At 64.0% G+C, this 21,063-nt stretch carries 16 protein-coding genes, 1 rRNA gene and 1 pseudogene; 6 read left to right on the top strand and 12 right to left on the bottom strand.

What is annotated here, in order from left to right:
* Positions 1–252: pseudogene (locus tag E1N52_RS41195) on the top strand (IS5/IS1182 family transposase); the annotation flags it as partial.
* 78 nt (positions 253–330) lie between these two features.
* Here the strand turns inward: E1N52_RS41195 and E1N52_RS41200 are convergent.
* Together E1N52_RS41200 and E1N52_RS41205 are read right to left on the bottom strand one after the other, a co-directional pair.
* Entirely contained in the window at positions 331–927 is a 597-nt protein-coding gene (locus E1N52_RS41200) for an alpha-ketoglutarate-dependent dioxygenase AlkB family protein (RefSeq protein WP_133190659.1), read from the bottom strand.
* Positions 928–1,043: 116 nt separating this feature from the next.
* Positions 1,044–1,379, bottom strand: coding sequence for a hypothetical protein (locus E1N52_RS41205; RefSeq protein ID WP_069268713.1), 336 nt, complete (start codon positions 1,377–1,379; stop codon positions 1,044–1,046).
* A 446-nt stretch (positions 1,380–1,825) separates the two neighbouring features.
* On the opposite strand from E1N52_RS41205, the gene E1N52_RS41210 reads away from it, so the two are divergent.
* Positions 1,826–2,983 carry a metallophosphoesterase gene (locus E1N52_RS41210; RefSeq protein ID WP_133190661.1) on the top strand — a complete coding sequence of 386 codons (1,158 nt, stop codon included), beginning with the start codon at positions 1,826–1,828 and terminating at the stop codon, positions 2,981–2,983.
* Between the two features lie 102 nt (positions 2,984–3,085).
* Positions 3,086–4,177 (top strand): AI-2E family transporter, encoded by a 1,092-nt coding sequence (locus E1N52_RS41215; protein ID WP_133190663.1) that lies wholly within the window; start codon positions 3,086–3,088, stop codon positions 4,175–4,177.
* An 8-nt stretch (positions 4,178–4,185) separates the two neighbouring features.
* Here the strand turns inward: E1N52_RS41215 and E1N52_RS41220 are convergent, their stop codons facing one another.
* From E1N52_RS41220 to E1N52_RS41245, 6 genes are all read right to left on the bottom strand, one after another.
* The gene (locus E1N52_RS41220) at positions 4,186–5,625 is read right to left on the bottom strand and encodes a heavy metal sensor histidine kinase (protein ID WP_133190665.1); all 1,440 of its coding nucleotides are present in this window, start codon (positions 5,623–5,625) and stop codon (positions 4,186–4,188) included.
* On the bottom strand, positions 5,622–6,311 hold the full coding sequence (locus E1N52_RS41225; RefSeq protein ID WP_042265081.1) for a heavy metal response regulator transcription factor: 690 nt from the start codon (positions 6,309–6,311) through the stop codon (positions 5,622–5,624). The genes E1N52_RS41220 and E1N52_RS41225 overlap by 4 nt, the downstream gene beginning before the upstream one ends.
* Before the next feature lie 149 nt (positions 6,312–6,460).
* Complete coding sequence (locus E1N52_RS41230; RefSeq protein WP_133190681.1) at positions 6,461–7,966, bottom strand: efflux transporter outer membrane subunit; 1,506 nt, start codon at positions 7,964–7,966, stop codon at positions 6,461–6,463.
* A gap of 2 nt (positions 7,967–7,968) precedes the next feature.
* Positions 7,969–9,216: an efflux RND transporter periplasmic adaptor subunit gene (locus E1N52_RS41235; protein WP_133190667.1), complete on the bottom strand. Its 1,248-nt coding sequence runs from the start codon at positions 9,214–9,216 to the stop codon at positions 7,969–7,971.
* A gap of 18 nt (positions 9,217–9,234) precedes the next feature.
* Positions 9,235–12,444, bottom strand: coding sequence for an efflux RND transporter permease subunit (locus tag E1N52_RS41240; RefSeq protein WP_133190669.1), 3,210 nt, complete (start codon positions 12,442–12,444; stop codon positions 9,235–9,237).
* A gap of 253 nt (positions 12,445–12,697) precedes the next feature.
* A complete protein-coding gene (locus E1N52_RS41245) occupies positions 12,698–13,741 on the bottom strand; it encodes a LysR family transcriptional regulator (protein WP_133190671.1) in 1,044 nt (347 codons plus the stop codon).
* A 238-nt stretch (positions 13,742–13,979) separates the two neighbouring features.
* Here E1N52_RS41245 and E1N52_RS41250 point away from each other — a divergent pair, with 238 nt between their 5' ends.
* Both E1N52_RS41250 and E1N52_RS41255 read left to right on the top strand, forming a co-directional pair.
* Positions 13,980–14,687 carry an MgtC/SapB family protein gene (locus E1N52_RS41250; protein WP_069268708.1) on the top strand — a complete coding sequence of 236 codons (708 nt, stop codon included), beginning with the start codon at positions 13,980–13,982 and terminating at the stop codon, positions 14,685–14,687.
* A 186-nt stretch (positions 14,688–14,873) separates the two neighbouring features.
* The gene (locus E1N52_RS41255; protein WP_133190673.1) at positions 14,874–15,125 is read left to right on the top strand and encodes a GlsB/YeaQ/YmgE family stress response membrane protein; all 252 of its coding nucleotides are present in this window, start codon (positions 14,874–14,876) and stop codon (positions 15,123–15,125) included.
* Between the two features lie 90 nt (positions 15,126–15,215).
* On the opposite strand, the gene scpC is transcribed toward E1N52_RS41255, so the two are convergent.
* From scpC to E1N52_RS41270, 3 genes are all read right to left on the bottom strand, one after another.
* Complete coding sequence (gene scpC / locus E1N52_RS41260; RefSeq protein WP_133190675.1) at positions 15,216–16,742, bottom strand: succinyl-CoA:acetate CoA-transferase ScpC; 1,527 nt, start codon at positions 16,740–16,742, stop codon at positions 15,216–15,218.
* A 197-nt stretch (positions 16,743–16,939) separates the two neighbouring features.
* Positions 16,940–17,161, bottom strand: a complete 222-nt coding sequence (locus E1N52_RS41265; RefSeq protein ID WP_028205643.1) for a hypothetical protein — start codon at positions 17,159–17,161, stop codon at positions 16,940–16,942.
* Positions 17,162–17,291: 130 nt separating this feature from the next.
* Entirely contained in the window at positions 17,292–19,511 is a 2,220-nt protein-coding gene (locus E1N52_RS41270) for an FUSC family protein (protein WP_133190677.1), read from the bottom strand.
* A 167-nt stretch (positions 19,512–19,678) separates the two neighbouring features.
* Between E1N52_RS41270 and E1N52_RS41275 the strand changes: the two genes are divergently transcribed.
* A complete protein-coding gene (locus E1N52_RS41275; RefSeq protein WP_133190679.1) occupies positions 19,679–20,692 on the top strand; it encodes a LysR family transcriptional regulator in 1,014 nt (337 codons plus the stop codon).
* 141 nt (positions 20,693–20,833) lie between these two features.
* Here the strand turns inward: E1N52_RS41275 and rrf are convergent.
* Positions 20,834–20,947, bottom strand: a 5S ribosomal RNA gene (gene rrf, locus E1N52_RS41280).
* Positions 20,948–21,063 lie beyond the last annotated feature (116 nt).

Raw genomic sequence — 21,063 nt, forward strand, 5'->3', positions numbered from 1 at the left:
CGAGGCATCACGCGGAGACTACGAGCGATGATCAGACGGCGCAGTGCGATCGAGCCAGCCATCGGCCACATGAAGACAGATGGCAAACTCGATCGGAACTGGCTGAAGGGAGCGCTCGGTGACGCGATGCACGCTGTGCTATGCGGCGCCGGTCACAACCTGCGGATGATCCTGAGGAAGCTGCGGCTTTTTTACGCCCTTGTTCTCATCGCCCTGTTCTTCGCTGTCGATCAGAGAGCATCCGCCCGCTGACGCCGATGTTGCCGATGACGGCCAAAACGAATTGTTCAGGGGCGACGATTTAGCACTCATTTTCGGCGACTCAGCCGTCTATTTCCGCAAATCTGGCGTTACGACACGAAACGTGAGATTCACGCGCTCGCCGTTCACCGCAGGCTCCTTTGGCACGCGGTGCCGCCATTGGGCCTGAGTCTTGCCCTGCATCACGAGCAGGCTGCCACTCGTCAACTGAAAAGAACGCACCACGCCCGTCACGTTGTGGCGCAAGTCGAAACGCCGCGTCGCGCCGAGGCTCAGCGAGGCAATCACCGGCTCGGGGCCGAGTTCGGGTTCGTGGTCCGCATGCCAGCCCATGCTGTCCGTGCCCGTGCGGTAACGATTGAGCAGCACGCTGTTGAAGCGCACGCCGCAAAGCGCCGAAATGGCGTCGCGCAGTTCGGCTACCTGCCTGGTCCACGGCTGCGGGACGTTTCGGATGCCTGAGTAGATGTACACCGCACCCTCGTCGCCCTGCCAGGCCGTGAGGCGCGGCTGGTCTACCCAGCCGCCGGGCGTGCGAATGCGTTCCTGGCGCCAGTCGGCCTCGGCGATGATGCGCGCGAGCGCCTCGGCGGCCGCCTCTGGCGCGAGCCATGACGGATGCCATGCCACGTCGGGGGCAGGCGTATCGTCGAAAAGATCGAACATCGGGAGTGCTTCAATCGAACGGGAAAGCACACAGTTTCGCATGGCGCGGACCCGGCCGCCGCGCGCCCTCGCTATCCCGCAGGATAGCGAATCAACAGAAACGACAAACAGACGAATCAGGTAAGCAGCGCGATATAAAACACCGCCGCGCCGATGAGCGCGCCGACGAAGCAGAAGCCTTCGGCGGGTTCGTCCGTGGTGCGAGATCGCAGCCAGGCGCCCAGCACGCCGAACATGCCCGCAATACCGAGCGCGACGAACACCATCACGACATCGAACAACGCGCTTCGGCCAATCTCGAGAATGTCGATGTTCTTGACCGCGATATACAGCGCGATGGCCATGATCGAGAGAACGACCATCGGCAGCATGACATGGCTGCCCTCGTGCCCGACGTGACGACCATGCAAACCCTCATGCAGCCCATGTGCGACCGGCCGGATTCCTTTCATGATCCGTCTCCCCCAGAGCGCCCGAAACCGCGCGGGCCTCATTTCGAGCATAGTCCATCGCAAGGGCCGATTCAATGGACGTTTAATAGAGTGCGCTCGGCCCCACGAGAACATAGTGCGACGTGTGAGATCGCGCTGGCAATCCAGGGAAATGCCGCACTGCCACACTCGGAGGCGAGAAAGCGTCAAGGCCCATGCATACACGCATGCATGTATGTTGATGCGCTATCGATAAAGCCATTGATGATGCGTCGCAGCGAGCCCACCCCGAATCCGCCGCCATCTCTCGGCACGAAGTCTGCTGCGCCGGTAAAATGCAACGCAGCCTACCTGTACTGCCCGGTCCGCCGGGTTTTCGACCGGGCCTCGATGGTTGGGCTTTGCTGCAGCGCGCCGAGCCCGGCACGCCAGCCCACGCCGGTCCGCTCCCATCCGTTCGCGCCGCCATGCCCCGACTCTCGTTTCTGGTCCGCTTCATCGCCATCGGCGTGCTGCTGCATGTTTATGTCGGCTTTCGCCTGATTCCCGACCTGAGCGTGCCCACCGCCGGCAAGTGGCTTGCGGTGCTGTGGCTCGTGCTCTCGGTGCTGTTCATTCCACCGGGCATGCTGGCGCGGCGCTTCAAGCGCCAGCCGCTCGGCGACCGCCTCGCCTGGATCGGCATGCTCGCCATGGGCTTCTTCTCGTCGCTGCTCATGCTGACGATCGCGCGCGACATCGTGCTCGCCTCGGCGATGACTATGGAAGCACTGTGGCCCAAGGCCATCGATCTCGCCGGCTGGCGCACCGTGAGCGCCGCCACGGTGATCGCGCTTGCGTTCCTCTCGTCCGGGTTCGGTTTCTTCAACGCACGGCGGCGCGCGCGCGTGCGCAACGTCGAGGTGCCGATTCGCGGCCTGCCCGCCGCGCTCGACGGCTTCACGATCGTGCAGTTGAGCGACATCCACGTCGGGCCGACGATCAAGCACGGCTACGTCGACGCCATCGTGCGCGCCGTGAACCAGCTCGATGCCGACGTAGTCGCAATCACGGGCGACGTGGTGGACGGCAGCGTGGCGCATCTCGCCGACCATACCGCGCCGCTCGGCAAGCTCAACGCGCATCACGGCGTGTATCTCGTGACCGGCAACCACGAGTACTACTCGGGCGCGGACGCCTGGATTGCCGAGTTCCGCCGCATCGGCCTCACCGTGCTGATGAACCAGCATGTGGTGATCGAGCATGGCGGCGCGAGGCTCGTGCTGGCCGGCGTGACTGACTACACGGGCGGCCAGTTCGATCCCGCGCACCGTAGCGATCCGGCCGAAGCGCTGCGCGGCGCGCCCGCCGACGTCAACACACGCGTGCTGCTCGCGCACCAGCCACGCACGGCCCACGCCGCCGTCGACGCGGGCTTCACGTTGCAACTTTCCGGTCACACGCACGGCGGCCAGATCTTCCCGTGGAATTTCCTCGTGCGGCTGCAGCAGCCGTTCACGGCGGGCCTCGAAAAGCTCGGCAGCCTGTGGGTCTACACGAGCCGCGGCACAGGCTACTGGGGGCCGCCGAAGCGCCTCGGCGCGCCCTCGGAAATCACGCGCGTGCGGCTCGTGGGCGCACAGTGAACCACAGGGTGCGCTGCGCCCGACGGCCCGCGCGGCCATGCCGGTATCATCGGACGACGCCGTCGTTCGTCCGCCTGCCGCTTTAACTGGAATCCATCGCACATGGAAGGCAACAAGCAGCTTCACCAGACATCGTTCTATTTGCTGTTGTTCACGGTGTCCATCGCGCTCTGCTTCATCCTCGCGCCGTTCTTCAGCACGGTGCTCTGGGGCGCCATACTCGCATTGATCTTCCAGCCCGTGCAGCGCCGGCTCGTCGCGCGCCTCGGGCGGCGGCGCAATGTCGCCGCGCTCATTACGCTCACCATCTGCCTCCTCATCGTGATCTTCCCGCTCACGCTGGTGACGGCAACCCTGGTGCAGCAGGTCGCCTCGGCGTATCAGCAGGTGCGCAGCGGCAGCCTCGACTTCGGCGCGTACTTCACGCAGATCGTCCATGCACTGCCCGAGTCGATCCAGAACCTGCTCGCGCGCTACGACCTGATGGATCTGCCGGGGCTGCAGCAGCGCCTTTCGGCGGGCGCCGCGCAGATCAGCCAGTTCGTCGCCACGCGTGCCCTCTCCTTCGGGCAGAACACGCTGCAATTTCTGGTGAGCTTCGGCGTGATGCTCTATCTGTTCTTCTTCCTCGTGCGCGACGGCCGCGATATTTCGCGGCTCGTGCGCGACGCCATTCCGCTCGACGAACAGCACAAGCTGCATCTCATACGCAAGTTCACGACGGTGATCCGCGCAACGGTGAAGGGCAACGTGGCGGTCGCGGTCGTGCAGGGCGGCCTGGGCGGTATCGCGCTCTGGGTGCTTGGGATTCAGGGCGCGCTGCTGTGGGGTTTCGTGATGATGCTGCTCTCGCTGTTGCCCGCCGTGGGCGCGGCGCTCGTGTGGGGGCCCATTGCGATCTACTTCCTCTCCACGGGCGCGGTGGCGAAGGGCGTCGGGCTGATCGTCTTCGGCTCCGTCGTGATCGGCACCGTGGACAACGTGCTGCGCCCCGTGCTCGTGGGCAAGGACACGCGCCTGCCAGACTGGGTCGTGCTGATCTCGACGCTCGGCGGCATTTCGCTCATCGGTATCAACGGCTTCGTGATCGGGCCGCTCGTCGCTGCGCTTTTCATCAGTTGCTGGGACTTGCTGCGCAAGGACCAGCACAACATCGAAAACGAAAGCGCGCCAGTGGAAGACGAGCCCGTGTAAGCGCGGCTTCAGGGCGAAACGTGCAGCGGCACCCCGGCGCGGCCTTGGCGTGAGATACCGGCAACGGGCGCTTCGGGCGCACCCGCGCCGTCCACCGCCACCGAAAACCCGAACGTGTTGACGCCGTCCGCGCTGCGCACGAATACCGTGCCACCATGCATTTCCGCCACGGCCTTGACGATCGACAGCCCGAGCCCGTGATTTTCGTGGCTGTTCGAGCGCGCCTCCTGAATGCGGTAGAAGCGGTCGAAAATATGCTCGCGCGTCACCGGGTCGAGCGGCTCGCCGGGATTCGAAACGGCGATCTCGACGTGACCGTTCTGCGGCGCGACCGTGGCGCGCAGCGTCGTGCCGGGCTGCGAATGCTGGATCGCGTTGACGAACAGATTGCTCACGGCGCGGCCAATCAGCGACGTATTCACCCATGCACGCGCATCGCCTTGCACTTCCACGCGCAGCTGCGCCTCTTCCAGCGGCATTTCCAGAAAATCGAGCATGCGTTCGATCTCCGAGCGCAACGACACTTCCGTGAGGTCCGTCGCGCGTTCGCCGCGATCGCTGCGCGAGAGGAACAGCATGTCGTTCACGATCACGCGCAATCGTTCGAATTCCTCAAGATTCGATTGCAGCGTTTGTTGCAACTGCTCGACCGAACGGTCGCGCGTGAGCGCCACCTGGGTCTGGCCAATCAGGATGCTCACCGGCGTGCGCAGCTCGTGCGCCACGTCGGCGTTGAACGATTCGAGGCGCTCGTAGGCCTTGTCGAGACGCTCCAGCGCACCATTGAACGACGTGGCGAGTTCGTGCAGCTCCTCGGGCAGTTCGTCCGAGTGCAGACGCTGGCGCCGGTTCGACGGGCTCAACTGCGAGGCCTCGCGCGAGAGGCGCGTGAGCGGCGCAAGTCCGAAGCGCGTCACCGCGCGGCTCAGCAGCGCGACCGCGATAGTGGACAGCGCGATCAGCACGCCGAGCGCAATGCCAAAGCGCCGCAGCATGCCTTCGGTGCGCACGCAGTCGCTGCCGACCACGAGTTTCACCTGGGGCCGGTCACCACTAGCGGGCACGATAAAGGTCGTCGTGATGATGTCGTAGCTGCAACCGGGCGGGCGCACGAGCAGATGATTCGGGCCCACGTCACCGGTGATCTTGCCGACGATGGGCGTACCGAAACGAAAGCGCGGATCCGGGCCTTCGACGTAGTAATGCATGCGACTATCCGCAGGCGAGAGATCGCGCAGCTTTTCCTGCACGAAGGCCCACTTCTGCACGTCCGGTGCGTGCGAAACGATCAGGCTCGCAATGCGCGCGCGCGTGTCGAGCGATTCGCGCAGCTCGTTGAAGAGCTGACGCTGCATCAGGAAGAAGAGGCCCGCGCCCGTGAGCGTGAACACGATGAGCGACACCGCTGCGAACATCGCCGAAAGCCGCAGCGAGATCGAGCGTTTCATGACGTCTGACCTCCTTCCTCGCGCACTTCGAGCACGTAGCCCATGCCGCGTATGGTGTGCAGCAGTTTCGCCGCGTGCGGGCCATCGAGCTTGGCCCGCAACCGCTTGATCGCCGTTTCCACCACATTCGCATTGCTTTCGAAATTCACGTCCCAGACCAGCTCGGTGATGAGCGTCTTGGAGAGAATCTCGCCGCGCCGCCGCGCGAGCACCGAAAGCAACTGGAATTCCTTCGCCGTGAGATCGAGGCGCACGCCGTCGCGCGTCGCGCGGCGGCTGATGAGATCCACCTGCAGATCGCCGACCGAAATCAGCGTGGATTCCTGTGTGCGTGCGCGCCGCGTGAGCGCGCGCAGCCGCTCGACGAGTTCGAGGAACGAGAACGGCTTCGTAAGATAGTCGTCGGCGCCGTCGCGCAAGCCGTGCACGCGGTCGTCCACGCGGTCGCGCGCCGTCAGCATGATGACCGGCGTGTCCTTTTTCGTGCGTACGGCGCGCAGCACCCCGAAGCCGTCGAGCTTCGGCAGCATGACGTCGAGCACGATCACATCGAAGTCATATTCCGTGGCCATCCACGCGCCTTCCTCGCCGTCCATGGCGACGTCCACGACCCAGCCCTGCTCCGTGAGTCCGCTACGCAAGTAGTCCACGACCTTGCGTTCGTCTTCGATTACCAATACTTTCATGCCCGCCCTCCTCTTCGCGCGCGCTGCCCTGGCGGTTCCGGCCGACGCGGCTCGCGACCGCCGTTGCGCGCTTTTATATACCCTGGTGCCGGGCCCGCTCAAGCCCACTTGTACGTCTTGTATGCCCCGCTTTCAGCCCTTGCGTCGACTCAGCTTCTGCCCTCGGCCTTCGGCACTTCGCGGCACGTGCCCGCGCTGCATGCCATCTCGCGATCGTCGGCGCTCCAGCCACCGCCCAGCGCCTTCGCGAGAAAAACCACCGTGGCGACCTGCTGGCCGTGAATCTGCACTTCCTGGCGCTCGCTGGAAAGCAACTGTTGCTCCGCATTGAGCACGTCGATGAACGCGACGAGCCCGCCCTGATAGCGGTCGTTGGCGAGTTCGAAGGACTTGCGTGCGTCGTCCACGGCCGACTGGCCATCGGTCGAGGCGCGTTCCAGCACCGAGAGGCCCGTTACCGCATTTTGCACCTCCTGGAACGCGGTGAGCACGGTCTGACGATAAGACGCCTGCGCCGACTCGTAGCCGGCCTGCGCGAAATCCACGCCCGCTGCGCGCTTGCCGCCGTCGAACAGCACCTCGCTGGCCGTCGCGCCCACCGACCACATCAGGCTCGGCACGGAAAAAAGGCCGCCAAAACGCGTCGATTCCCAGCCGAAAGTGGGCGAAAGCGTGATGTCCGGAAAGTACGCGGAACGCGCCACGCCGATCTGCGCATTGGCCGCGGCCATCGCACGCTCGGCCGAGGCCACGTCGGGCCGCCGCTGTAGCAGCTCGCTCGGCAGCCCGGTAGGAAGCGCCGGCACCGGCAGCGGCGTAACCTTCTGCGCGATCGTGAATTCGGGCGCGGGCTTGCCGACCAGCACGGCAATGGCGTTCTGCTCCTGCTGCCGCTGGTTTTCGAGCAGATGGACCTGCGTTTGCGTTGCCGCGAGCTGGGCCTTTTGCTGCAGCAGTTCCAGCCCCGAAACCGCGCCGAGATCGTGCTGCGCGGTCACGAAATCGAGGGCCTTTTGCTGCAGTTGCGCCGAGCGGTTCACCACGTCGATCTCGTTGTCGAGTTCGCGCATGGCGAAATAGTCGGTGGCAAGTTCGGCGGTGAGCACGAGGCGCGCGTTGGCAAGATCGTCGCCGGCCTGCTGCGTCGACGCCTGCGCGGACTCCACCATGCGCCGGATGCGTCCGAACAGATCCAGTTCGTAACTCACGGTCGCGCCGACGGTGACCTGATTCTGCACGGTCGACGTGTTGGGCGTCGCGTAGTTCGTAAGCGGCCGGTTCGCGGAAATGCGCTCGCGCGCGAGGCCCGCATCGAGCCCGACCTGCGGGCTTTGCTGCGACGACACCGACGCGAGCGTCGCGCGTGCCTGCGCGTAATGCGCGGCGGCCACGCGCAGCGTCTGATTCTCGGCGAGCGCCGCGGTTTCGAGACTGTCGAGTTCGGCGTTGTCGAATGCCTTCCACCACTGCGGATCGAGCGGCGCATGCGAAGGCTGCGCCGCGTGCCAGTATGAATCGGCGGAATCGACGCGCCAGGCCGAGGGGCTTTGCGTTTGCGGCGCGTGATAGTCAGGGCCCACGGTGCAAGCCGCGAGACCGAGCGCGCCCAGCGTCGCGACGCAGGCGAGCGGCCATTTCTGCGTGTTTTGCCGCATCGTCACGTCGCGCTCCGCCTGGCGGCCTCGTGCGCCGCTTCGGTCTTGTTCGGCGCGACCACGACGACGCTGTCGCCATCCGCGATCGAGTCACTCGGGTTGAGCACGACGCGATCGGTCGGCTCGAGCCCGCGGCTGATTTCGAGCGTCTGCCCGAGGTCCTGCGCGATTTCCACCGGCTTGAGCTTGATCTTGCCATCTGCATCGACGACTGCAAGACGCGGGCCTTCCGAGCGGAACAGCAGCGTGTTGCCCGGCACCGTGAGCAAGCCTTTTGCATCCGTCTGCAAGGCGGCCTGCACGTAGGCGCCGGGCAGCAGCTTGCCGTCATGATTAGGCAGCGAGATTTCGGCCTCCAGCGTGCGCGTGGCCACGTTGATGGCCTGCGCCGTGCGCGTGACGGTGCCGTCGAACGTCACGCCCGGCAACTCCTGCTCGGTCACGCTCACGTGCTGGCCAACCGCCACCTGCTGCGCGTAGGTCTGCGGCACGTCGAGATAGAGGCGCAGCGGGTCGGACTGCGCAATCGAAAAGAGCGCATGACCCGCCCCGCCGTTGCCCGCGTTCACGAGGTCGCCGATATCGACGTTGCGCTGCGTGATGATGCCCGTGATCGGCGCCACGATGCGCTGGAACGACTTCATCTCCGTGAGGCGGCGCACGTTCGCATCGGCGGCAGCAAGATTCGCCTGGTCCGTGTTGAATGCGCCCTGGCGGTCGTCGAGTTCCTGCTGCGAGACCGCATCGCGCTGGCGCAATTGCTGTGCGCGATCGAATGAGGTCTTCGCGAGCGCGAGCGTCGAGGCGGCCTGATCGCGCTGCGCCTGCGCCTGCGCAAGTTCCTGATCGATTTCGGGCGTATCGATCTCTGCGAGCAACTGCCCTTGCTGCACATGCGCGCCGATATCGGCGTACCAGCGTCGCACATAGCCGTTCGCGCGCGAGTAGATCGGCGCTTCGACAAAGCCGCGCAGCGTGCCAGGCAGCACGATGCGGCCATCCGAGCCCGCGGCCACGGGTTGCACGACGCTCACGTACTGCTTCGCGTTCTGCTTCGTGACGTCGGCGAGATGGTGGGCGTTCATGAGGTTCGACACGATCGTGCGCGTGGCGCCCGCGGCCAGCAGCAGTGCGACCACGATCACCGCGAAGCGTGCGCGCTTGCCCGCCTGGCCGCGCGCCGGCAGGTCCATGCCCTGCTCGCCGCCCACGGTGATGTCGAGAGATGAATGGTGGTGAGGTTCGTTCATGTCTTCGGCCAATTTGACTTAACGGGTATCGCCTCGTGTACCGCGGCGCTGCGCCTCGCGCTCGCGTTTCGCGGCGGCGCGGTGGGCGAGCCGCGTGTGCACGGTCGCAAACATCAGAGGTACGAACAATAGCGTGGAGACCGTAGCGAACAGCAAGCCGCCGATCACTGCGCGTCCAAGCGGCGCATTCTGCTCCGCGCCTTCGCCGAGGCCGAGCGCCATCGGCACCATGCCGATCATCATGGCGAACGCCGTCATCAGCACGGGGCGTATGCGGGTGGCGCCCGCTTCGAGCGCGGCGGCGAGCGGCGACGCGCCAGCGGAAAGACGCTGCCGCGCGAACGAGACCACGAGAATACTGTTCGCGGTCGCGACACCCACGGTCATGATCGCGCCGGTGAGCGCGGGCACGCTCAGGTGCGTGCCGGTGATGAACAGCATCCACGCAATGCCCGCGAGCGCCGCGGGCAGCGCGCTGATGATGATGAGCGGATCGGCCCACGACTGGAAGTTCACGACGATCAGTAGATACACGAGCACCACCGCCATCGCAATGCCGACGCCCAGACCCACGTACGACGAACGCATCGTGCCGATTTGCCCGCGCATGGTGATGGTCGTGCCGCGCGGCGCGTGCGCCTGCACATGCCGGATGATGTCGTTGATGTTCACGCCCACTGAGCCGAGGTCGCTGCCCTCCACGCTCACGAGCAGGTCGATCACGGGACGGATGTTGTAGTGCGTGACGATGGCCGGCCCGTTATGCGGATTGAGCTGCACGAGGTTGCTCACGAGTTGCAGCGGCGCATTGGGGTTCGTCGTGCGCGCGGAAACGGGCGTGCCCATCACCTCGTTCATGGAGGTTTCGCGATACTGCGGTGTTTGCACCGTGAGCGGATATTCCACGCCGTTCTGCGGGCTCACCCAGAACGCGGGCGAGGTCTGCGTGCTGCCCGAAAGCGCGATCAGCACGTCCTGCGCAACGTTTTGCGGACTCAGGTTCAACTGCTGCATGCGCGTGCGGTCCATGGCGAGCGTGAGCGCGGGCTCGTCGTTACGCTGCTCGATGTGCGCATCGACAGCGCCTGGCAGTTGCCGAACCTGCTTGAGCAGCGTGCTCGCAAGCGCCATATCCTGGTTCAGGTTCGCGCCCACCACCTGCACGTCGATCGCCGCGGGCTGACCGAAGTTGAGAATCTGCGTGATGATGTCCGCGGGCTGGAAGAAGAACTCGACGCCCGGAAAACGTTGCGGCAGCAAAGTCCGCAGCTTGTCGATATAAACGCGCGAGGGATCGTGATCGGGCTTCAGCGCGATCTGGATTTCACCGTCGAGCGTGCCCATCGTCCCCGCATTGCTGTACGAGAGGTTGATGCCGCTATAGGGCAGGCCGAGGTTGTCGACGATCGTTTCGAGTTGATTGGGCGGTACGACTTCGCGAACCACCTGCTCCACCTGGTCGGCCAGGCGCGCGGTTTCCTCGATACGAAAGCCCGTTGGCGCACGCATGTGCAAACGAATATTGCCCGCATCGACCGAAGGAAAGAAGTCGCGGCCGAGGAAGAACACAAGGACGAGCGAAAGCAGGCAAAACGCGAGGAACGTGCCGCCAAACAACTTGCGGCGCGAGAGCAGCAAGCTCAATAGCGCGATGTAATTGGCGCGCACGCGCTCGAACGCATGATTGAAGCGCCAGTGTATGCGCGCGAAGAGCGAGCCTTGAGCGCGCTGTGCGTGCGCGGTGGGATCGTGGCCCTCGAACAGCAGCATGGCGAGCGTCGGCACCAACGTACGCGAGAGGATGTACGACGCGATCATCGCAAACACCACGGCTTCCGCGAGCGGCACGAACAGAAAGCGCGCCACGCCGGTCAGGAAGAACATCGGCACGAACACGATACAGATGCACAGCGTCGAAACGAGTGCGGGCACCGCGATTTCGCCCGCGCCTTCGAGAATGCCGTCGTGAAGTTTCGCGCCCAAATGCAGGTGCCGTTCGATGTTTTCGATCGTGACCGTGGCGTCGTCGACCAGGATGCCCACAGCGAGCGCGAGGCCGCCGAGCGTCATGATGTTGATGGTCTCGCCAAGCGCGTAGAGAGCGATGATCGAGGAAAGAATCGACAGCGGAATCGACACCGCGATGATGAGCGTACTGCGCCAGTTCCCGAGAAAGAGCAGGATCATCGCCGCCGTCAGCACGGCCGCGATGAGCGCTTCGCGCACCACGCCCTGCACGGCGGCAGAAACGAATACGGACTGGTCGAAGAGCGGCTTGACGACGAGGTCGGCAGGCAGCGTGTCGCGGGCCTTCGGCAGCAGGTCCTTGAGTGCGCCAACCACCTGCAGCGTCGAGGCGTCACCGCTCTTGAGGATCGACATCAGCACGCCGCGCTGGCCGTCCTGGCGCACGACGTTCGTCTGCGGCGTGAAGCCGTCGCGCACGTGCGCCACATCGCCGAGATAGGTGGTCGCACCGTTCACCGTCTGGACGGGAATGCGGTTTAGTCCGGCAAGCGTATCGGGCGATGCGTTGGTGTCCACACGATATTCGGTTTGCCCGAGCTTGGCCGTGCCCGTCGGCAAAATCAGGTTTTGCGCGTTGACGGCATTGACGATATCGGCGGGCGTGAGGCCCTTCGAAATGAGCGCGCGCGTGTCGAGATCCACGGAAATCACACGCGTTTTACCGCCATACGGGTAAGGCACCTGCGCGCCGGGAATCGTAATGAGCTGCGGGCGCAGGAAGTTCATCGCGACGTCGGCGAGCGCCTGCTCGCTCATCGACTTGCTGGACAGGCCGAGCTGGATCACCGGAATGCTCGAAGCCGAATAGCTGATAACGAGCGGAGGCGTCGCGCCAGGCGGCATCTGCTTCACCTGCGCCTGCTCCGATGCAACGGCCTGCGCGATCGCGGTCTGCAGGCTCGCGCCCGGCTGCAGGAACAGCTTGATGATGGCGATGCCGGGCAGCGACTGCGACTCGATGTGCTCGATATTGCTCACCGTGGTCGTGAGGCTGCGCTCGTTGACCGAGGTGATGCGATCGGCCATGTCCTTCGCCGAAAAGCCGTTGTACGACCAGATGATGCTGATGACCGGGATGTTGATGTTCGGCAGCACGTCGGTGGCCATCGACATGAGCACGAACGGCGTGGCCAGCACGATCAGGATGGCCATCACGATGAACGTGTACGGTCGCTTCAGCGCGAGATTGACAATCCACATGTCAGTGTTTCGGACAACTCAGGCGAGGGGTTTAGACGGGGACGCGTTCATCCAGCGGGTGCCGCATCATAGGCAATGGCGGTGGCAGGTCGCTGGCGCCAATATGGCGAAATTGACAGGCAACGCGCGAGACGCGCGAAAGCGCACGGGAACGCAGATAGATCGCCGCTGTAGCGTCGCGAAGCGCCTGAAATCCGCAGCCGCGAAACGCGCCGTAACGAACGCGCGCTTCGCGAAGACTTCTTTAACTGCTTCAGTTCACAAGACGCAGACGTTCCAGATCGTGCGTGTTGTGACCGCGGCTGCGACCGCTACGCGCACGCGTACCACGTGGGCCTGCGTGTGCATCCACCTCGCGAAGCGGGTCGTCGCATGTGGCGAGCGCGGCCTCCTGCTCGGCAAGAACGAGCGGCACCTTCTCGCGCAGAAACTCGACGAAGGTGCGGATCTTCGCGTCCAGATAGCGGCGAGAAGCGTACAGCGCGTAGATGTTGAGCTTTTGCAGGGTGTGCGTGGGCAGCACGCGCACCAGCGTGCCATCGGCGAGACCGGGCAGCGCCACGGGCACCGGCAGCGGGCCGATGCCCATGCCTTCGCGTATGGCGAGCGCAAGCGCTTCGGGATTGTTCACCTGGAACGGCGTCACGCCCGTATGCCGGAAGGTCTCGCCAAGCGGCCCCTCCGAAACCCATTGGCCAGCGGGCAGGCTCGCATCGGTCAGGTGCAGACAGGTATGCGCCTCGAGGTCGTCGAACGATTGCGGCTCGCCGCGCGTATGCAAATACGCAGGCGATGCGCAGAGAATGGCGGCGGTGCTGCCCAGGTGCTGGGAGATCAGCGCGGAGTCCTCGAGTTCGGCGGCCACCACGACCGCAACGTCGAAGCCCTCCTCGATGATGTCGGGCATCTGCTGAGCGATGGTGAGATCGACCGAGACCTCCGGCAAATGCTGCTGATAACGCGCGATGAGCGGCATGACATAGTGCTGCCCGAAACTCGTGCCGCCGTATACGCGCAGCTTCCCCGCGGGATTCGCGTGCGCAGCGGCGGCTTCGGCCTCGGCCTGCTCGATGTCGGCAAGAATGCGCTTGCAGCTCTGGAAATAGCGCTCGCCCGCTTCGGTCAGCGACATGCGCCGCGTGGTCCGATTGAGAAGCCGCGTGCGCAGCCGCGACTCCAGGTCGGTGACCGCGCGCGAGACCTGCGCGGTCGTCATCGTTTCGCTCGCCGCAGCGCGCGTGAAGCTGCCGGACTCCACCACTCGCACGAAGACCCGCATGTTGCGCAGCGTATCCATCAGAAACTCCCGTTCATTCGGCCTGCCTTCCCATCTCTATACGAATGAGAGTAGTTTCGCCCACGAGCCGTGGCCTGATCCTGACTCGAACATGACAGCGCGGACAGCTTGGCGCAAAGCCCCGTCCCGCGTATGATCCACGAGCCCCCGATGTACCTCGGCGAGTTTCGATACACCCGCCATGCCTTGCGCGAGAGCCGCCTGGCGTGCGGCCGCCCTGCGCTTTGATGACAAAACGATGACTCTCGAATTCGCCCTGCGCCTTCTCGCGGCGTTCGCCTGCGGCGTCGCCATCGGCCTCGAACGCCAGATTCGCCAACGCACGGCCGGTCTGCGCACAATCACGCTCGTCGCAAGCGGCGCATGTTTGTTCGTCACGCTCGGCGTGCTGACCGGCAATGGCTCGACCGGCGTGACGCAAATCGCGGCCTATGTCGTCTCTGGCGTGGGCTTTCTGGGCGGCGGCGTCATCATGCGCGAGAAGGGCTCGATTCAGGGCATCAATACCGCGGCGACGCTATGGTGCTCGGCGGCCGTGGGCGTGCTGTGCGGAGCGGGCCATTACGGCCCGGCGGTGGCCGGCACCGCCGTCGTGCTGCTCACGAATACTGTACTGCGCGAGGTGAGCCGCATCATCAACGCGTCGCCCGTTTCGAATGCGGATCTCGTGCGCGCTTATGTGCTTACGGTGGTTTGCCGCGAAGAGGACGAAATCCATATCCGTACGTTGCTTTCGAACTCTCTGTACTCCACGCCGCTTTCGTTCCAAAGCCTCACGAGCGAGGACCTGGCCGGCGATCCGCCGCGTCTGCGCGTGACGGCGACGATGCGCCTGCATCCGAAGTACCAGTCGAAGCTGGAGCTCCTGGCGAACCGCCTGAGCATGGAGAAAGGCGTCTCGAGCATCAGCTGGACCGCCGCGGAACCCGAGATCGCGCCCGAATGAGCCTTGCGTATTGCATCGGCCGGCATTCCTTACGAATGCATTTCTGATTCATTGCGCTTTTTAAAACTATCGGCAGCAGTTTTCAACAACTGTCAATTCTGGCCGCGTTTCATGGACGCGTATTCGCCCTTGGACTAAGCTCCACTCACCGTGATTCGTTCACGCCAACAAGGGGAGTCTACTCATATGCAACACGGCATCATTGCCTGGCTCATCATCGGCGCAATTGCAGGCTGGCTCGCTGGCGTTCTCGTCAAAGGCGGCGGCTTCGGATTGTTCGTCGATATCATCGTCGGCATTGTCGGCGCGTTCATCGGCGGTTGGCTTGCCGGGGTGCTCGGCATTCATATCGGCGCCGGCATCATCAGCTCGATCATTACCGCCATTGTCGGCGCGGTCATTCTGCTCTTCATCATTCGCCTGGTGAAACGAGCGTAGCGAATTCGCGCTATCAATGAAAAACGGGAGCGCCGTTGCCGGTGCTCCCGTTTTGTTTTGTGCGCTTCCAGATAGCGAGCGCCCGGGGCCTTATGCGTTCGCGACGAGTCCGCCCGTCGCTTCGGGCAGCATCGAACCCGTTTGATTGAAACGCAGATGCATTTCATACGCGCGCGCAAGATCGTGCGGCGTCTGGCCGCCGATCTTGAGTGCGTCGCGATAGTAGTCGCGCAGCAGGTCGCGATACAGCGGATGCGCGCAACGCTCGATCACGAGGTTCGCACGTTCGCGTGGCGCGAGGCCACGCAGATCGGCCAGGCCCTGCTCGGTGACGATCACATCCACGTCGTGCTCATTGTGATCGACGTGCGGCACCATCGGCACGATGCTGGAAATGCGGCCGTCCTTCGCAATCGCCTTGGTCGCGAAGATCGCGCACGACGCATTGCGCGCGAAATCGCCCGAGCCGCCAATGCCGTTCATCATGTGCGTGCCGCCGACGTGCGTGGAATTCACATTGCCGTAGATGTCGCACTCGAGCGCGGTGTTCAGCGCGATCAAGCCGAGGCGGCGAATCACTTCGGGATGGTTGCTCACTTCCTGCGGACGCAGCACGAGCTTGTCGCGATAGCGGTCGAGCTCGGCGAGCACCTGAGCCTGGCGCTGAGCGGAGAGCGTCATCGAAGCGCCCGAAGCGAATACCATCTTGCCGGAATCGATCAGATCGAAAGTCGAGTCCTGCAATACTTCGGAGTACATCGTAAGTGCTTCGAACGGTGAATCCACGAAGCCCGAAAGCACCGCGTTCGCGATCGTGCCGATGCCGGCCTGCAGCGGCGGCAGTTGCGCGCTCATGCGGCCGTGCTTCACTTCGTGCTGCAGGAATTCGATGAGGTGGCCGGCAATGCGCGCGGTTTCTTCATCGGCGGGCAGCACGGTCGAGGGGCTGTCCGCTTCGTTCGTGATGACGATGGCAGCGATCTTCTCCGGCGGAATTTCGATTGCGGTCGTACCTACGCGGTCCTGCGGACGCACGATCGGCAGCGGGTCGCGATGCGGGCGGCGGCCAGGAATCCACACGTCGTGCAGGCCTTCGAGCGCGAGCGGCTGTGCGAGATTGATCTCGACGATCACCTTCTCCGCGAGAATCGCGAAGCTCGCCGAATTGCCGACCGACGTGGTCGGTACGATCGCGCCGGTTTCCGTGATCGCTGCGGCTTCGATGATCGCGAGATCGAGTTTGCCGAGCAGGTTCGCGCGCAGCATCTCCACGGTTTCCGAAAGATGCTGGTCGACGAACATCACTTCGCCGCGGTTGATTGCCTTGCGCAGCGTCGAATCCACCTGGAACGGCAGACGGCGCTCGAGCACACCCGCTTCGGTCAGCATGCGATCGACGTCGTGGCCGAGCGAGGCGCCCGTCATCAGCGTGATACGCAGCGGCTCTTTCTCTTCGCGCGCGCGGCGCGCCAGTTCGATCGGCACGGCCTTCGTGTCGCCGGCGCGCGTAAAGCCGCTCGCGCCAACGCGCATGCCGTTGCGCACGAGTTGGGCCGCCTCGGCAGCCGAAGTGATTTTCCCGCGCAAGGCGGCACAACGAATACGGTCTTCGTACATCAAAGTCTCCACAAACTCTCTGATCGCCTGGTGCCTATTTTCAGGTCTTGCATCGGCGGTCGTGCACTGTGAGTTTCACAAAACACTGTTGCAGTGTTTTTGTGCAGCCACAATGCGCAAAGCCGCGGCGCCCTTTTGAAGGCGTCGCGGCACAAGATTTCAGCGTGCGCCTGCACATGGCTGGCGTGCTCTCGATCTCAGCTACCGAAATAAATATTGCAGAAGCTGACCGGGCCGACGCATTCATCCTTCTTTGCCGGCTTTACGATTTCGCGGTGGGCGGGCGCTTGCGCTACCTGCGGGGCAGCGGACTGCGCAACCTGCTGAGGGACGCTCGCTGCCGGTGCTTCGTTCTGTGCATAAGCAGCGGCGGCGGCAAACAGCGAACAGGCAACAACAGCGATCTTCAGGGACTTCATTTTACTCTCCAGTGCTAATGGGTACTGCGAAGCAGTGATGTGACTATATGACTCAGGGTCGAATAGATTAAGGAGGCGGGGTGGAAGGCATATTTCCAGACTGCAGCAAGATCGCGCGGGGCCCGCTTTTTCATTGTGTTTTCAACGATCTGCGTGGCGAAAGCGTACGGCGTGCACGGCGCGCCAGCGGCCCGAGCGGCGCATCGCGGTCGAGCAGCGCGCTGCGAATGAAGTGCAGATGACTCAACAACCGCTGCGCCTCGTGCCGCCTCTCCCGCTCGTGATGCACAGTGGCGAGCGCCTCCTGAGCGATCCAGGTCGCCGCGCGCACGGCGCTGAGCGCGTGGTCGAGCGCGACCCCGTCCGGATTCTCGAAAAGGTGCGCGATGTCCTCCTGTACACGCGCAAGGGCCGCTGGCCAGCGCGCGTCATGACAGTCCAGCCAGGCTGCCGCGTGCGCCTCGTTGCGCAGATCGACCACGGCGTGCCCGACCTCGAGCGTCACGAGCATCCAGCGCAGCGCGCGCCGGTGCGCCGGGCGGCGGCCGTTCAGCAAGAGCCTCAACTGGTGCATCAAATCGTGCGTACCGGACTGGAAGCGCTGCCCGAGGCCATCCAGCTCTCCATGACAAGCCAGGACGACCTGGCCGCGCAACGCTACGCACATGCGCTCGACGAGCCAGTTCATGTGCGGCGGAAACACCACCGCGAACGCGAGCGAAGCGACCAGCATCGCGGCGACGACGGCGATGCCGTTGTTGACCAGCAGATCCGGCGTGTAGACGATCACATTGTCCGGACCGGCCAGCAGGCAGAAGAACACCGAGAAGCCGACGCCATAGCCCGCTATGCGCGAGCGCGTGGCGAGAAAGGCGCCGATGGCGAGCACCGGGACTAGCGTCGCGCAGAGCAGCGGAAAGCCGTCGACATTGGGATAGACGTAGCAGGTGAAGAGATAGCCCGTCACGGCGGCAAAGGCCGCGCCAACCGCCATCTGCACGGCCATGCGCGACGCGTTCGGCGCCGACGAGGTGAGCGCGCACGTGAGTGCGGCCGCGATCATCGCGAGGCCGCCGCTCGGCCAGTCGGTTTCGACCCAGAACCAGCCCAGCGCCGCCACCACCACGGCGGTGCGCACGAAGGTGAACGCCACCACGTACCAGCTCGTGCGGGGCACGTAGCGCGCAGCGCGCGGCTCCTGCGCGGGACTCGCTTCCATGAGCGATGCCCAGGTGCGGCTGTAGCGCACGATCTCGGACGTAAAGCGATAGATGAGTTCGGCCGAGGTGTCGAAGTCGGGCAGCGCTTCGGGCAGCGCATGTTCGAGCGGCCGCCGCGTCTCGCGCACATGACGCGGCAGCGTGCGCTGGAAGGCCTCGAGCCCATCGGCGAGCCTCCGCGCATAGGCGCGATCGCTTTCGTTGCGGCTCGGCCGTTGTGCAAGCAGCGCGGCGAGTTCGTCAAAATATGGCGCGAGCGGTGCGATCGCCGCGTCGCTCCAATGCAGTCGCTTAAGCAACTGGCGCAACGCATGCAGCCGCGCGCAGGCATCCATGAATTCGGAATTCAGACGCGAAAGCAGGCCGCTGCGCGAGCGCATCGTCGGATCTTCGAAAAATGAGAAAGCGCGCGTGGCCTCGAAGCCGACGACATCGTCGACGAGACTCGCAAATCGCCCTTCGAATGCGCCCCTTTCGAGCCGCCCAGCCAACACCGCTGCAGCGAACGCAGTAAAATTGAGATAGCGTGAGCGCAAGGTGCGATCGAGCAGCGAGCCCGACTGCCGGGGCACGATCACTGCGCTGACCATGCCCGAGCAGAGAATGCCCACAGCCACTTCCGCGCCGCGGCCAAGTGCGGCGAGGAAGAGCCCGTTGGGCTGCATCACGAGCGGAATGCCGATCAGCGCTGCCGTGTAGCCGGCGAGCACGAAACCGTACCAGCGAAAATGGCGATTCCTCATGGCGGCGGCTGTACACGCGGCCACCCACCCCGTCATCCCGAGTATGTAGAGCTCGGGCTGCTGGACGAACACGGCGCCCAGCACCACCGCCGCGACCATTCCCACCGCAGTGCCGACGATGCGATAGAAGCTCTTGGCGAACACCATGCCCGAGAGCGGCTGCATCAGGACGAACACCGTCGTCATCGCGATGCGCGGCTGCGGCAGGTCCAGCAGCATGGAGATGCCCATGGCAAGCAAGCCGGCCGCGACCGTTTTCAGCAGATGGATCCAGATCGCGCCGTCGCTGGCCTGCCAGTCGCGCAACGCCAGTCTGGCGGCGCGCCATATGATCTCCGCGCGCCGACGCGAGTCGAACGCTCGATGTATCGCAGGCTGGCGGCTCATGACAAACGCTCGGGCTGTTACAAAGACAGGGGCCGATTGTAGGAGCGTCATTGCGCCGCATTAATGGGACGCGCGGGGAACCTCCGTTCCAGATCACTCAACAATGGCGCGCCCAGACAGGCGGACAATATCGTTTCTGTACCGAACAAGAAGGTCAAGAAGGTCTGATGGATACGTTACAAAACATGCGGGTGTTCGTCCGCGTTGTGGAAGCGGGCAGCTTCACGGCCGCGGCTCAGTCGCTGGATTCGACCACCGGCGCGATGTCGCGCGCGGTATCGGAACTCGAAGCGCATTTGCGCACCCGTCTGCTCAACCGCTCGACACGCCGGCTTGCGCTCACGCCCGCCGGCGAGCGGTATCTCAAGCGCTGCTCGCTGATTCTCGCTGACGTAGACAGCGCGGAAGAAGAAGCAAGCTGCGCGCACGAACGCCCGGCTGGGGCGCTGCGCATGCATAGCTTCGCGAGTATTGGTCAGCAGTACGTGCTGCCGGCGATTTCACGCTATCGAGCACTGCATCCCGAAGTCACCGTCGAGCTGACGCTTTCGCAACGCATGCCGGATCTCTTCGAGGGCAGCAGCGACGTATCGGTGGTCACGGCGTCATCGCTGCCGAATTCCGATCTCGTTTCGCACCAGCTCGGTTCGACGTATAGCATTCTGTGCGCGTCGCCTGGGTATGTGCATACGCACGGTGCGCCGCGCACCCCCGCCGATCTCTCGCATCACGACTGTCTGATTCTGAAATCGCCGGCGTTCCCGGCGCATGAATGGACGCTCGAGGGGCCCGAGGGCAGCGTCGAGATGCAAGTGGACGGACCGGTGCAGGTGAACATCGCGGAATCGCTTGCAGTTGCGATACGCGAGGGGATGGGGATCGGGATGCTCCCGGTCTACTCGGCAATTGAAGGACTGCGCAACGGTACGCTCGTGCGCGTGTTGCCGAAGCACAAACTGCAAAAGACGAACGTGTACGCGCTCTATCCGTCGCGCAAGTTCGTCGACGCGAAAACCAAGACGTGGGTCGAATTCTTGCGCGCGCATCTTCCGCAAGTGATCGAACGTGACCTGGCGCTGCTTGAAGAGCTGACTCAAGAGCAGCTTACGGATGTCGCAGAAGAAGTTGCTTTGGCGAAAGACGCCGCGGTCGCAGCAACTGTGCAGAAGGCGACGCAATAAGCCTGCGGTAGAGGAAGCGGGCTCACGAAAAAAGCCGTCCATTGGACGGCTTTTTTGTTTTCCTGCATCTGAAGAAGCGTAAACGCCAGAACCCCGGTGCTCTTTCGGAGACACCGGGGTTCTGGACGTACTGCATAAGGAGCCTGACGATTACCTACTTTCACACGGGCAATCCGCACTATCATCGGCGTGGAGCTGTTTCACGGTCCTGTTCGGGATGGGAAGGGGTGGGACCAGCTCGCTATGGTCATCAGGCATGACGGGTTGCTGCGTCGCATCGGGTCTTTTGGACCTGGCGCCACAGCCAATCGGGAAGAAGCGTAAAGAGGTGTTGCTGAATTGGGGTTGTGTTGTTTCAGGCACAACACGCG

This window comes from Paraburkholderia guartelaensis (assembly GCF_004353905.1).
GTDB classification, from domain to species: domain Bacteria; phylum Pseudomonadota; class Gammaproteobacteria; order Burkholderiales; family Burkholderiaceae; genus Paraburkholderia; species Paraburkholderia guartelaensis.

What these genes read in the sequence shown, in the direction of transcription:
- scpC (WP_133190675.1), bottom strand. Translation starts at nt 16,742, where the DNA reads ATGTACGAAGACCGTATTCGTTGTGCCGCCTTGCGCGGGAAAATCACT.
- E1N52_RS41265 (WP_028205643.1), bottom strand. Translation starts at nt 17,161, where the DNA reads ATGAAGTCCCTGAAGATCGCTGTTGTTGCCTGTTCGCTGTTTGCCGCC.
- E1N52_RS41255 (WP_133190673.1), top strand. Translation starts at nt 14,874, where the DNA reads ATGCAACACGGCATCATTGCCTGGCTCATCATCGGCGCAATTGCAGGC.
- E1N52_RS41210 (WP_133190661.1), top strand. Translation starts at nt 1,826, where the DNA reads ATGCCCCGACTCTCGTTTCTGGTCCGCTTCATCGCCATCGGCGTGCTG.
- E1N52_RS41275 (WP_133190679.1), top strand. Translation starts at nt 19,679, where the DNA reads ATGGATACGTTACAAAACATGCGGGTGTTCGTCCGCGTTGTGGAAGCG.
- E1N52_RS41225 (WP_042265081.1), bottom strand. Translation starts at nt 6,311, where the DNA reads ATGAAAGTATTGGTAATCGAAGACGAACGCAAGGTCGTGGACTACTTG.
- E1N52_RS41270 (WP_133190677.1), bottom strand. Translation starts at nt 19,511, where the DNA reads ATGAGCCGCCAGCCTGCGATACATCGAGCGTTCGACTCGCGTCGGCGC.
- E1N52_RS41230 (WP_133190681.1), bottom strand. Translation starts at nt 7,966, where the DNA reads ATGCGGCAAAACACGCAGAAATGGCCGCTCGCCTGCGTCGCGACGCTG.
- E1N52_RS41200 (WP_133190659.1), bottom strand. Translation starts at nt 927, where the DNA reads ATGTTCGATCTTTTCGACGATACGCCTGCCCCCGACGTGGCATGGCAT.
- E1N52_RS41245 (WP_133190671.1), bottom strand. Translation starts at nt 13,741, where the DNA reads ATGGATACGCTGCGCAACATGCGGGTCTTCGTGCGAGTGGTGGAGTCC.
- E1N52_RS41240 (WP_133190669.1), bottom strand. Translation starts at nt 12,444, where the DNA reads ATGTGGATTGTCAATCTCGCGCTGAAGCGACCGTACACGTTCATCGTG.
- E1N52_RS41250 (WP_069268708.1), top strand. Translation starts at nt 13,980, where the DNA reads ATGACTCTCGAATTCGCCCTGCGCCTTCTCGCGGCGTTCGCCTGCGGC.
- E1N52_RS41220 (WP_133190665.1), bottom strand. Translation starts at nt 5,625, where the DNA reads ATGAAACGCTCGATCTCGCTGCGGCTTTCGGCGATGTTCGCAGCGGTG.
- E1N52_RS41205 (WP_069268713.1), bottom strand. Translation starts at nt 1,379, where the DNA reads ATGAAAGGAATCCGGCCGGTCGCACATGGGCTGCATGAGGGTTTGCAT.
- E1N52_RS41215 (WP_133190663.1), top strand. Translation starts at nt 3,086, where the DNA reads ATGGAAGGCAACAAGCAGCTTCACCAGACATCGTTCTATTTGCTGTTG.
- E1N52_RS41235 (WP_133190667.1), bottom strand. Translation starts at nt 9,216, where the DNA reads ATGAACGAACCTCACCACCATTCATCTCTCGACATCACCGTGGGCGGC.